This window comes from Labrenzia sp. PHM005 (genome assembly GCF_006517275.1).
Lineage (GTDB): Bacteria > Pseudomonadota > Alphaproteobacteria > Rhizobiales > Stappiaceae > Roseibium.
In genome coordinates, this window is sequence record NZ_CP041191.1 from 3,162,684 (window position 1) to 3,175,090 (window position 12,407).

Genomic DNA, 12,407 nt, shown 5'->3' on the forward strand with positions numbered 1-12,407 from the left:
CTCCATACACCAGCTGAACCGGTTCGCAAAGGCAAAGACGGCATAAGACTAAGAAAAACCCCCGCCGATTTTCAAAGGGCAGGGGCGTTTCGTCTTTATTTTACCAAGGTGGGGCCGGATCCGACTGGCCGTTCGTTCTGGGTCATCAGTCCCAGACGCTTGGCGACTTCCTGGTAGGCTTCCAGCATTCCGCCCATTTCACGGCGGAAGCGGTCCTTGTCCATTTTTTCGTTGGTTTCAATATCCCACAAACGGCAGCTGTCCGGGGAAATCTCGTCGGCAACAACGATGCGCATCAGCTCGCCTTCAAACAGGCGGCCGCATTCAATCTTGAAGTCAACGAGGCGGATGCCGACGCCCAGGAACAGGCCGGACAAGAAGTCGTTGACGCGGATGGCCAGCGCCATCATGTCGTCAAGTTCCTGCGGTGTAGCCCAGCCAAAAGCGGTGATATGCTCTTCCGAAACCATCGGATCGTCGAGTTCGTCGTTCTTATAGTAGAACTCGATAATGGAGCGGGGCAGCTGCGTACCTTCTTCCAGGCCGAGCCGTTTGGCGATGGAACCTGCGGCCACATTGCGCACAACAACTTCCAGCGGAATGATTTCCACTTCGCGGATCAGCTGTTCCCGCATGTTCATCCGGCGGATGAAATGAGTCGGGATCCCGATCGCGTTCAGATGGTTGAAGATGTATTCGGAAATACGGTTGTTGAGCACGCCCTTGCCGTCAACAATCTCGTGTTTCTTATTGTTGAAGGCGGTCGCGTCGTCCTTGAAGTGCTGAACCAGAGTTCCCGGTTCAGGACCTTCATAAAGAATCTTCGCTTTACCTTCATAAATGCGCCGGCGGCGGTTCATGGGCTTTTCCGTCTCGTTTTTGAGAGAAACCTTACGATGGAGACCTGCGCCTATATGTCTCGTTCTGCCAGGAAATTAAGCTTCGACCGGCAGTCGGTCAAAAGGCAGCAATTCCTCGATTGCGGCGCGGAACTTACCCGAACCAAGCCAAAAGCACAATCTTATGTTTTGCGTGTTTTTTAGGGGAATGTCATGCTTTTGGCCAATCGGTGACGCTAGTGCGTTGATTTGCGTCCCGCTGGGGGATATTGAAGGAGCCAAATGATCCCCATATAGGGGATGTGCAGCGCAGTTCAGGAGACGTAAAAGCATGAGCACATTCGACAAGCGCGAGCAGGGATTTGAAAGCAAATTCGCGCATGACGAGGAGCTGCGGTTCAAAGCGACCGCACGGCGCAACAAGCTGCTGGGGCTGTGGGCTGCAGAGCTGTTGGGACATGAAGGCGACAAGGCAGAAGAATATGCCAAGGAAGTTGTCCGCGCCGACTTCGAAGAGCCGGGTGACGAAGATGTCTTCCGCAAAATCCGTGAAGACTTCGATGCGAACAACATTGATCAATCCGACCATCAGATTCGCCGGACCATGGACGAATTGATGGCAACGGCCGTGGACCAGCTCCAGGAAGAAGGCTGATCCGCAGGCAGCGTGCCATTGAAAAACACATTAAACGCTCGCCGGATCCGGCGAGCGTTTTTGTTTTAGCAGCCGATGCGAACACTTCGGCCATGAATACGTCTTGCAGTGGGATGCGCTTGCCGATTTGATGCCATTGATTTTTGAGGAGGTCACCTGTGTCTGAGAATGTTGTGCTTGCCGACAAACTACGGTCAGGACAACCGGTCATTACCGGATGGTCCATGCTTGCCGCTCCAATTATCGCGGAGCTGCTTGCCCGCGGCGGCTATGAAGCGGTGACACTCGATTTGCAGCACGGCATGCATGATTTTCAATCGGCGTGCGATGGCTTTTCGGCATTGGCTCTCGGCGGGGCGCACCGGATCGCCCGCATTCCAGTGGGCGACAATGCACTGGCAAGCCGTCTGGCGGATGTCGGGGCAGAGTGTGTGATCGCGCCGATGATCAACTCCAGGAAAGATGCGGAAGCCTTTGTCGGGGCAGTAAAATATCCGCCTGTGGGGGAGCGCAGCTGGGGGCCGTTCCGGGCGGTGTCGTTGAGCAATCAGTCTTCGGGCGAATACTTGAAGGAAGCAAATACCCAGACACTTGCACTTGCAATGATCGAGACGCGGGAAGCTGTTGACGCTTTAGACGATATTCTGTCTGTGCCGGGACTTGATGGCATCTTTGTTGGGCCGAGTGATCTCTCCCTGACCCTGTCAAATGGGGACAAACTCGATCCGAATGGTGATGAAACCACCCGCGTATGTGGTGAAATTGCTTCAAAGGCGCAGGCGGCTGGAAAGATTGCCGGCATATTTTGCCTTGGGGCGCCCAAAGTCGAAGAAGCCATCGCTCAGGGGTACCGCTTAATGACACACGGCGCCGATATCATGCTGTTTGATCAGGCCGCACGATCTGCATTGAAAGAGGTCGAAGCCATTTCAGCTCGAATATCTGGGCAACCAGCTGGCTACTAGGCCGTGTCCCTTTTGCCAAGTCATGAATTGCCGGTAAGGGCTGCCTCCCAATAGGGGCGTCCGGGGCCGTAGAGTTCTGCAAAAAAGTTAATAAAAACCAGGACTTTCTTGGGTGTTAGGGTCCGGCTGCTGTGGACCGCGTAGACCGCTTTTTCCGGCATTTCATATCCTTTCAGGACTTGAACCAGTGTGCCATTGGCAAGGTAAGGCGCTGCCACGAAGGTGGCCACGCGGGCAACGCCGAGCCCAAGGGCGGCCGCCTCGCATATCGCTTCACCATTGTTGATCTGGTAGTTGCCTGAAACTGCGATTTCCTCGCTTCCGAGCTCCGATTTAAAGTACCATTTGTCCCGATTGTCTGAATAAGAATAGAGCAGGCAGTTATGGTCCAGGAGATCGGCCGGTACTATTATATCTGGATGGCTTTCCAGGTAGTCCGGCGCTGCGCAGATCATTCCTGAAAGTGGCGCCAGTTTGCGGCAGATCAGGCTTGAATCAGGTAAATCCCCGGCCTGAAAGGCAAGATCGCAGCCAAGGTCGTGCGGATTGACCTTCCGGTCATCCAGGATGAGATCGATGGTCAGCTCCGGATAGAGCTTAAACAGGTCCGGCAAATGCTTTGCCACATGCAACCGGCCGAACGCCATTGGAACCAGAACCTTCAAATGCCCGCGAACCACAGAACTGTGGCGCTCGGCAATTGTTTCGGCTTCTTCTATCTGAGCAAGGGCGGGGCTGACTTTTGCCAGATATTGCTGACCGGCCTCCGTTAAGCGCAGGTGCCGGGTGGTGCGCTCCATGAGACGGACGGACAGGCGGGCTTCAAGGCCGCTGATCCGGCGGCTGATTGCCGATTTTGAAAGCCCGAGTACAACAGCGGCCTTTGAGAAACTGCCAGCCTCAGCGACTGCAGCAAACACTTCGGCATCGATATAGCGATCCATTTTGTTGATCCTGGTGCAACAATAAGTTTCAAGTAGCCTGTATTGTTGCGTTTGTCTGCAGGAAATATCTGAGGAGAGACACGCATTTCGTTTTCAATCGGGATACCTCTCCATGACAACCATCAGCGCCGCACCATCGCCGCATCGAGCCAACCGCAGAGGATTTGCCATGGCGCTCACGATCCTGGTTGGCGGGATCGTTGGCGGTAACTTCGCTCTCGCCAAATTTGTTGTGCTTCAAGGAGCATCGCCGTTTGCCCTGTTCTTTTGGCAGGTGTCCGGAGCCGCGGTGCTATTGTTTGGCGTGGTTCTGGTGCGCGGTCCGAACCAGCTCAAAGGTCAGATGAGCTCCGCGCATTTGCGTTACTACCTCATAGGCGGCCTGCTTGGGATCAGTATTCCCCAAGTGCTGGGATATATGGCGTTACAGGAAGTTCCGGCGGGACTGTTCACCATGGCAGTGACCGTGTCGCCGTTGTTTACGTTTCTGGCTGCATCGGCCTATGAGCGGCGGCTTCTGCCGCTTTACAGAATTGTGGGTTTGTTGATCGGCCTGTCAGGCGTTCTTCTGGCTACGGTTTCCGGCATCAAAACCAGCATGATCTCCGGCACGTCGTTGTTGTTGCTCGGATTGGTGCCGGTGTTTCTGGCGGTGACCAATGTCTTTCGGGACAAAGCCTACCCGGCAGGAGGAGAGCCTACCGTTCTGGCGGCCGGAACACTGATCTCTCAAGTTATCCTGCTGGCCCCCTTTGTTCTGGGGCTGGATGAATTCCAGCAATCGATGCCAGTGATTGTGGAGTTGTGGCCACATGTGACTGGCTTAATGGTGATTACGGCACTCAGTTACATTCTGACATTTGAGCTCTACCGGCACACAGACGGCGTCGGATTCAGCCAGGTTGGTTATTTTGTAATCCTGTCAGGTGTGGCGGCTGGCGCACTGGTGTTCGGCGAAGAAATCTCAATCCTGTTTGCGATCTCAGTCCTGTTGCTTTTTTTGGGGGTAGCAATCGGGAATGGATCGCTCAGGATTACAAACAAATTGAACAAGTCCGCCGGTTGATTACCGGAGGACCTAAAATTCGCGATAGAGCAGGATTATCCGAGCTTTTTCATAAAGTGGGCAAACGACATCAGACCTTCCGGCCAAGGGCCATGTCCACTCTCCAGATTGATATGACCGGCTTCACCTGCGTCCTGGAAGGTCGTGCCCCAGGTTTTGGCGAAACCTTGAGCGCGCTCGTAATCGCAGTAAGGATCGTTCCGGCTGGCGACCACATGGGCTGGGAACGGCAGCGGATGGGCCGGGATCGGCTTGAAGTCACCGCCATCGAATTCTTTCACGAGGCCTTCGCGGTCCCAATCTGATGGTGCGACAAGATAGGCTCCCTGGATTTTTCCCTTAAGCGCATGTGCTGCGTGGGCAACCAGAATGCAGCCCAGGGAATGGGCAACGAGGACGACCGGACGTTTGCAAGCCTCGACGTCCTTGACCAGAGTTTCGAGCCATGCCTTTTTTGTGGGCTGGTGGAGCTCGTTTTGTTTGACCACGCGTGCGGTAGCCATCTTGTCTTGCCAACGCAAAAGCCAATGTCCGGGCAAGGTTTTGCCGTAACCCGGGATGAGCAGGATATCGGTTTCCGAGATTTTCAAAATAGGGTCCTCAAGCGCGTGGCTGCCAATTTTTGCTGCGTGTAATCACACTTCGGGCATAAGGTCCAGCCGAAACGCTGGCTGGCATTCGGGTATGTAACGTTTAACTTCTTTACCTGTAGTCCAGTCGAGGAAACGAGGTATTCAGATCACATTCACTTGAGATTGCGGCAACTTCGTCGAGTTTGTTTTCCAGTGTGAGTAATTTATTCAGCTCTTTCGTGCCTTTTTACCCTGTTGAATTTCGGGATGAGGAAAGACCATGACAGGGGCTGTTGTTTTCGGGGGAGTGGGATTTATCGGGTCTCACTTGCTTCGTGCTCTGAAAGGGTCCGGCCAATATGATGAGCTGGTGTGTGTTGATCTGGTTTCACCGGCAGATCCGATAGACGGTGTCGATTATAAGATTGCCGACGTTCGCCAGCCGTTATCTGCAGATTTGTGCCAATCTCCCGATGAAATCTACAATTTGGCGGCCGTGCACCGTACACCGGGTCATGAGACGCACGAGTATTATGAGACCAACATTGCCGGTGCCACGCATATTTGCGAATTTGCAAGGGCAAAACAGACGAAAAAAGTCATCTTTACCAGTTCGATAGCCGTTTATGGCCCGGACGAGGCACCTAAAGAAGAAACGACGGTGCCCGCGCCACAATCGGCCTACGGCTGGTCAAAACTTCTTGCCGAACAAATCCAGCAGAGCTGGCAGCAGGAGGGCACAGACCGCAAGTTGGTGATCGTCCGTCCTGCCGTCGTCTTCGGTGCAGGAGAAAAGGGCAATTTTACCCGATTGGCGGGTGCTTTAAAGAAGGGGTTCTTTCTTTATCCAGGCCGCAAAGACACAATTAAGGCATGTGGTTATGTCGGTGAATTGATCCGCACCATGAAATTCATGCTGGAGCAAGACGAAGGCCAGTCGCTCTATAACTTCTGTTATCCGGATGCTTACACAATCGAAGAGATTTGCCAGAGCTTTGGGCGCATTGGGGGGCTTTCCCAGCCGAAAGGTGTTGTTCCACTTCCGCTGATGAAGCTTGCCAGCCTGCCGTTTGAAGTTCTGAATGCGCTGGGCTTTAAGAATGGGATCAATCGAGCCCGGATCCAGAAGCTGGTCGTCTCCACCAACATTGTACCGGCCAAGTTGGCCGCGTCCGGTTATACCTTCGAGACCGATCTGGACAGTGCCCTTGAGGAATGGAGCAAAACTTCATTGATTTCCGGCGGGTTTGCCTGATCGGAACATTTGTGCACTCCGTCAAGTCGGATGGAGGTGTCTATTTAGCCAAAAAAGAACCCCGCCTCAAACGGGCGGGGTATGTAGAACGGCAAGGCGCCCTAGGCAGACACCTTGCGAATACCGGTGCCTATGGTCAAACGTTAATCTGACCGTACCGCAGGGCCTCGACAACCGTGTGCGTCTTGTTCGAGGCGTTCAGCTTGACGCTGGCATTCTGCAGGTGCGCGTGGACAGTCCTTTGGGAGATATCCAGAACGTCTGCAATTTCACCAGCAGTTTTGCCATATGCAGTCAACTCTAGAACCTTGCGTTCGCGGGTCGACAAAGCTCCCGGGCGTTGCCCGGACACGACACCAAGTTCACGCAGGCGGGAGAATGCAGAGGCAGAAAGAGCTTCCAGATTGGCAAGATCATATTTGCTGACTTGAAGCGACGGGCCGCTTGCAAAGACAAAAGCCTGGAACGGATAAAGTTCAGTTACCGGCACCACAACAATCTGACTGCCTTCACCAGCAGATGCCATGAGATCGGAATGCTCCATGTCACCAGCTGTGATTGTCCAGATCCGTGCCCGGTTTGATCCAAGGCCCAGCATCAATGCGCTGTCGTTTGCAGACAACGACGTGCTTTCAATTCCGTCATTGCGTTGATCAGGCCACCGGAAGCGCTGGACCAAATTGTCGATCGGACGATTTGGCATTGGCAAACCGGTAATCAGAATATGCGTTGCCCCCATGCGGCGGAGATTGGACTCCAGAATATCTAGGACATGGTGAGCGGCATTTGCTTCTGAGATAGCTCTCAGTTTGTTCTTCAATTCGGTTTGATCAAGCATTGTGCACATCCTTCACGGCATTTATGCCGTATTTTGGGACTGCCACAGGTTCGCTGCAGGCAATCCTTGATGGGTTAATTCGCGTTTGGTGTGGTATTCAGTCACCCCAGCCAAACCCGACTTGCTGCACATTTATTTATGGGATCGTTTGTTGTTCTTCCGTGGGCAGAACTTCCCATGCGTCAGCAACTTCAAGCTACAATACAATTGATGAACGTACCAATAGGTAAAATGCCCTTAGTTGACTTTTTGTGCCAATTTGTTTGCTTTTCCCCCAGGTAATAGGGTGTGTTTACCGAAAGGGGAGTAAGGTAAGGTTGTATTTTCATTTTATGTATATTGTTAAATTTACCAATAATACAGCCAATTAACGTCTAATTAATAATGTCAGGGAATCGACGTGCCTGTCGGTCTTGATGCTTGATGAAAATAACAATGCTTGCGTAAGGCGTGCGACCAAACGCTGGCTTACCCTTTGTGCTGAGTTGCTTTCGCCTTTCCGCGCAGACTAAAAGAGCGAGCAAGGGAGACTGTATCCATGGCACTTAGTTTTTCTGGACCTGAGAGTTTTTTTGCTGCTGACGAAGAGGCCTGGTGGTCTGCTGTCGACAAGGCTCTGAAAGGAGCAGCGCGAGAAAAACTCACGTCGAAAACAGACGACGGTCTGGCGATCGCCCCACTTTATTCAAATAGAACAGACGTTTCAGCCCGATCCTTACGCCCGCAACGCGGCGATTGGATTGTTTCGCAGCGGATCGATTTGGCAGATCTGACCGAAGCGAATGCTCAAATTCTTGAAGACCTAACTGGTGGTGCCAGCGGCCTTGATCTTGTTGTGGATGGCACGGGTACCGCAGCTGGCCGCGGCATCCGGGTTAGCAGCGCAGATGACTTTGCTGCGCTTTATAAAGGTGTTCAGCCGGACTTGATCGAAACGCGGCTGGATGCAGGTGCGCAATCTTTTCAAGTTTTGAGCTTGTTTTTTGATTACCTCAAAGCTGAGAAGCTCGATCCGGCAAACGTTCATGTAACCGTGTCGCATGATCCGAATGTGGATAAAGGCACTGGCGACGTTTCCGCCGCTGTCAAGGAGACCGCCGCTAAATGTATTTCCGCAGGCAGTCTGGCCCGGTTTCTGACTGCTGACGGGCAAGTCTGGCACAATGCTGGCGCGAGCCAGGCGCAAGAGCTGGCGTTGGTTCTCGCCTCCGCAGTTGCCCATCTCCGCTCACTGGAAACCACGGACCTAGATCCAGAAACTTGGACCGACCGGATTTCCCTGACCCTGGTTGCGGATGCCGATCAGTTCGGCACCATCGCTAAAGCGCGGGCGATGCGTAAGTTGTGGGCTTCCGTTCTTAAAGGTGCAGGTTTGCCACAAAGACCGGCGAACCTTCATATGACAACTTCGCGGCGTATGCTGACCCGCCGGGATCCATGGGTGAACCTCTTGCGCAACACGGTTGCGTCCTTTGCGGCCGGGATTGGCGGGGCAGATGGCGTTTGTGTTCTACCGCATACCTTTGCCGTTGGGGTGCCGGATGCCTTTGCCCGGCGACTTGCCCGCAACACTCAAGCGATGCTTTTGGAAGAAAGCAACTTGGCCAAAGTCATGGATCCTGCTGCCGGGTCCGGGGCCATTGAAGCACGGACAGAACAGCTTTGCGCAGCAGCTTGGACGCTCTTTCAGGAAATCGAAGCAGCTGGCGGTCTGGCCGCAGCAACGCAAAACGGCCTGGTTGATCAGCGGATATCAGAGACAAAAGCAAAGCTGGAAAAAGACATAGCCCGTCGAAAACGTCCGGTGACCGGTGTCAGCGAATTCCCGGATTTAGGCGAGGAGCCGGTGTCGGTTCTTTCTGCTGCAGTGGATACGGATGGTGGGTGGCGCTATGCAGAGCCCTTTGAAGCTCTTCGCAATGCTGCGGATGCTCATGAGAATGCGACAGGCGCTGCGCCGTCCATCTTCCTGGCAAGCCTTGGGTCTCTAGCTCAGTTCACGGCGCGGGCAACGTGGATCGCCAATGCCTTTGCAGCCGGTGGTTTGAAAACCACAGAGGCAGCTGTTTATGGCTCTGTTGAGGAGATGGCCGCCGCGTTCAAGGACAGCGGCGCGGCATTGGCTTGTATCGTTTCATCAGATGCTGTCTATGAGGCAGAGGCCGAAGCTGTTGCTAAGGCGTTGACCGCTGCCGGTGCAAACCATCTTTATCTTGCCGGAAAACCGGGCGGCCAGGAAGAAGCCTACCGGGCGGCCGGTGTTGGCACATTCGTATATGCCGGCTGTGATATATTGGAGCTTCTGCGGGATGCGCACGGCCAACTGGGGCTGGCCAACGTAGAGGCGGCAAGTGATCAGGAGGGCCGGGCATGAGCAAGGTTCCAAATTATTCAAACATTCCGTTTGACGATGCCCTAGAGGCCGCCAACGCGGGAGATGAAGCCAATTGGACAACGCCGGAAGGAATCGATGTTGCCCCGGTTTATGGTGCGGACGATGTTGCTGACCTGAAGCACATTGGCACTTGGCCGGGCCTACCGCCGTTCATGCGCGGACCTTACCCGACCATGTATGTCCAGCAGCCCTGGACGGTCCGTCAATATGCGGGTTTCTCAACGGCCGAGGACTCCAACGCTTTTTACCGCCGTAACCTTGCAGCCGGTCAGAAAGGCCTTTCGGTCGCATTCGACCTTGCCACGCACCGGGGCTATGACAGCGATCACCCGCGCGTTTCCGGTGACGTCGGTATGGCCGGTGTGGCCATCGATTCCATCTATGACATGCGTACACTCTTTTCCGGCATTCCGCTGGACAAGATGAGCGTCTCCATGACCATGAACGGCGCTGTGTTGCCGGTGCTGGCGCTTTATATCGTGGCCGCGGAAGAGCAGGGCGTAGCCCAGAAGGATCTGTCGGGAACCATTCAGAATGACATTCTGAAGGAGTTCATGGTTCGCAACACCTATATCTATCCGCCGAAGTCTTCGATGAAGATCATCTCGGATATTTTCGCTTACACCTCGCAGAACATGCCGCGGTTCAATTCGATCTCGATATCCGGCTATCACATGCAGGAAGCCGGGGCGACCGCGGATCTGGAACTTGCCTACACCATTGCCGACGGCATTGAATACGCGCGCGCTGGTGTCGCGGCGGGCATGGACATTGACCAATTCGCGCCACGCTTGTCGTTCTTCTGGGCGATTGGCATGAACTTCTTCATGGAAGTTGCCAAGCTGCGGGCCGCGCGCCTGATTTGGGCGACCTTGATGGAAGAAAACTTCCAGCCGAAGAACCCGAAGTCTCTGTCCCTTAGAACACACTCCCAGACTTCCGGCTGGTCGCTCACGGCTCAGGACGTCTTTAACAATGTCATCCGCACGTGTGTGGAAGCCATGGCGGCCACACAGGGGCACACCCAGTCGCTGCACACCAACGCGCTGGATGAGGCCCTGGCGCTGCCGACAGACTTCTCCGCGCGCATCGCAAGGAACACCCAGCTGTTCCTGCAGCAGGAAAGCGGCACCACCCAGGTGATTGATCCCTGGGGCGGGTCTTACTATGTCGAAAAGCTCACCGCAGATCTTGCGGAGAAAGCCATGGCCCACATCCGTGAAGTGGAAGAACTTGGCGGTATGGCCAAGGCCATTGAAAAAGGCATTCCGAAACTTCGCATCGAGGAAGCGGCGGCAAAGACCCAGGCCCGCATCGACAGCGGGGCGCAGACGGTGGTTGGCGTCAACAAGTATAAGCCGGAGAGCGAAAAGGCGATCGACGTTCTAAAGGTCGACAACGCGACGGTGCGCGCGGCTCAGATCGACAAGTTGAAACGCTTGCGCGAGGAGCGCAACGAAGCGGACACGCAGGCAGCTCTCGATGCGCTCACCAAATGCGCTGAAACCGGCGACGGCAATTTGCTCGATCTTTCCGTCAAGGCGGCTCGTGCCAAGGCAACGGTCGGCGAAATCTCCTTTGCGATGGAAAAGGTCTTTGACCGCCACAAGGCGGAGATCAAGTCGATTTCCGGTGTTTACAAGCGGGAGGCTGGTACCATGTCCGGCACCATGGAAAAGGTTCAAGGCCTCGTTGAAGGCTTTGAAGACAATGACGGCCGCCGTCCACGAATCTTGGTGGCCAAGATGGGCCAGGATGGTCATGACCGCGGCCAGAAAGTGATTGCTTCTGCCTTTGCCGATCTTGGTTTTGACGTTGATATCGGCCCGCTGTTCCAGACACCGGAAGAGGCGGCCCGTCAGGCCGTGGAAAACGACGTTCATGTCGTTGGCGTGTCGTCGCTGGCAGCCGGCCACCTGACCTTGGTTCCAGCCCTCAAAAAAGCGCTCGCCGATGAGGGCCGGGAAGACATCATGATTGTAGTGGGCGGCGTCGTGCCGCCGCAGGATTATGATGAGCTCTATAAGTCCGGAGCCGCAGCCATCTTCCCACCAGGAACCGTAATTGCGGAAGCAGCTGTCGGGTTGATTGAAAAGCTGAATACGCAGCTTGGTTACGGACCAGCCCAAGCGGCGGAATAAACAATAGAAATTCGATGGAATTGGTAGCCGGCTGCGGGAAACCGTTGCCGGTTTTTCTTTTATGGGCCTGCTTGCCGCAGACTTAAGCGGACCGGTTTTTCCAGATAGGCAATGCTCAAATTCGCACCGGACCGCCAGCGGACTTTGGCAAGGCTGACAGTGACCTGTTTGGTGTCCGCAACATAGAGCGTTGCGGGCAAATCCGTGTCGGCATCTGGAATAACAATGCCCACACCGCCGTTTTTGAGGTCATAAAGCGTGCAGTCGCAAATGTCGGTTTTATCGACGGTCATCAGACGCCCATGCCGGAGACGTGTGCGGGTCGCTGGCGCCAAACGGTCGGCGTCGTAATCCAAGAATGATGCCGCATACATAATAAGGGGGCTCCAGAAAGACCTTTGCACAGGAATGCTGGAGCATGTGTAGTGTGTAAAAATTACGATGGCATTTCATGCATGTTTCAAAGTTTCGAATGAATTGATTAAAATTGACTCTTGATCAGCCTTCATTGCTTTCGGATGGCTGGTAAATCAGAATATCGCCTGGTTGGCAGTCCAGAACTTCACAGATCTTTTCGAGCGTTTCGAAGCGCACACCCTTCACCTTGCCTGATTTGAGCAAGGATACATTCTGTTCGGTAATTCCAATACGTTCGGCAAGCTCCTTCGACCGCATCTTCCGGCGGGCAAGCATCACATCCAGTTCGATAATGATCGGCATATTCGAGACCCTGATGC

12 protein-coding genes are annotated in these 12,407 nt (G+C 54.3%); 6 read left to right on the plus strand and 6 right to left on the minus strand.

The features are described 5' to 3' along the window. Positions 1 to 95: 95 nt before the first annotated feature. Complete coding sequence (gene purC / locus FJ695_RS14200) at positions 96 to 860, minus strand: phosphoribosylaminoimidazolesuccinocarboxamide synthase (protein ID WP_141186069.1); 765 nt, start codon at positions 858 to 860, stop codon at positions 96 to 98. A 310-nt stretch (positions 861 to 1,170) separates the two neighbouring features. Here purC and FJ695_RS14205 point away from each other — a divergent pair, with 310 nt between their 5' ends. Continuing rightward, entirely contained in the window at positions 1,171 to 1,494 is a 324-nt protein-coding gene (locus FJ695_RS14205; RefSeq protein ID WP_141186070.1) for a DUF1476 domain-containing protein, read from the plus strand. 158 nt (positions 1,495 to 1,652) lie between these two features. Beyond that, a complete protein-coding gene (locus FJ695_RS14210) occupies positions 1,653 to 2,459 on the plus strand; it encodes an HpcH/HpaI aldolase/citrate lyase family protein (RefSeq protein ID WP_209010657.1) in 807 nt (268 codons plus the stop codon). Between the two features lie 20 nt (positions 2,460 to 2,479). Here FJ695_RS14210 and FJ695_RS14215 read toward each other — a convergent pair whose 3' ends face one another. Next, on the minus strand, positions 2,480 to 3,403 hold the full coding sequence (locus FJ695_RS14215) for a LysR family transcriptional regulator (RefSeq protein WP_141186071.1): 924 nt from the start codon (positions 3,401 to 3,403) through the stop codon (positions 2,480 to 2,482). A gap of 112 nt (positions 3,404 to 3,515) precedes the next feature. Between FJ695_RS14215 and FJ695_RS14220 the strand changes: the two genes are divergently transcribed. Then, positions 3,516 to 4,469: a DMT family transporter gene (locus tag FJ695_RS14220; RefSeq protein WP_141186072.1), complete on the plus strand. Its 954-nt coding sequence runs from the start codon at positions 3,516 to 3,518 to the stop codon at positions 4,467 to 4,469. A 35-nt stretch (positions 4,470 to 4,504) separates the two neighbouring features. Here the strand turns inward: FJ695_RS14220 and FJ695_RS14225 are convergent, their stop codons facing one another. Further along, a complete protein-coding gene (locus FJ695_RS14225) occupies positions 4,505 to 5,059 on the minus strand; it encodes an alpha/beta hydrolase (RefSeq protein ID WP_141186073.1) in 555 nt (184 codons plus the stop codon). A 262-nt stretch (positions 5,060 to 5,321) separates the two neighbouring features. Between FJ695_RS14225 and FJ695_RS14230 the strand changes: the two genes are divergently transcribed. Then, complete coding sequence (locus tag FJ695_RS14230; protein WP_141186074.1) at positions 5,322 to 6,296, plus strand: NAD(P)-dependent oxidoreductase; 975 nt, start codon at positions 5,322 to 5,324, stop codon at positions 6,294 to 6,296. A gap of 136 nt (positions 6,297 to 6,432) precedes the next feature. Here FJ695_RS14230 and FJ695_RS28290 read toward each other — a convergent pair whose 3' ends face one another. Then, positions 6,433 to 7,134 (minus strand): helix-turn-helix transcriptional regulator, encoded by a 702-nt coding sequence (locus FJ695_RS28290; RefSeq protein WP_141186075.1) that lies wholly within the window; start codon positions 7,132 to 7,134, stop codon positions 6,433 to 6,435. A 538-nt stretch (positions 7,135 to 7,672) separates the two neighbouring features. Here FJ695_RS28290 and FJ695_RS14240 point away from each other — a divergent pair. Further along, positions 7,673 to 9,508, plus strand: coding sequence for a methylmalonyl-CoA mutase family protein (locus tag FJ695_RS14240; protein WP_141186076.1), 1,836 nt, complete (start codon positions 7,673 to 7,675; stop codon positions 9,506 to 9,508). Beyond that, complete coding sequence (scpA, locus tag FJ695_RS14245) at positions 9,505 to 11,670, plus strand: methylmalonyl-CoA mutase (RefSeq protein WP_141186077.1); 2,166 nt, start codon at positions 9,505 to 9,507, stop codon at positions 11,668 to 11,670. The genes FJ695_RS14240 and scpA overlap by 4 nt, the downstream gene beginning before the upstream one ends. Positions 11,671 to 11,729: 59 nt before the next feature. Here the strand turns inward: scpA and FJ695_RS14250 are convergent, their stop codons facing one another. Next, positions 11,730 to 12,044 (minus strand): hypothetical protein, encoded by a 315-nt coding sequence (locus FJ695_RS14250; protein WP_141186078.1) that lies wholly within the window; start codon positions 12,042 to 12,044, stop codon positions 11,730 to 11,732. Between the two features lie 124 nt (positions 12,045 to 12,168). Beyond that, complete coding sequence (locus FJ695_RS14255; protein ID WP_141186079.1) at positions 12,169 to 12,390, minus strand: helix-turn-helix transcriptional regulator; 222 nt, start codon at positions 12,388 to 12,390, stop codon at positions 12,169 to 12,171. Between the last annotated feature and the right edge of the window lie 17 nt (positions 12,391 to 12,407).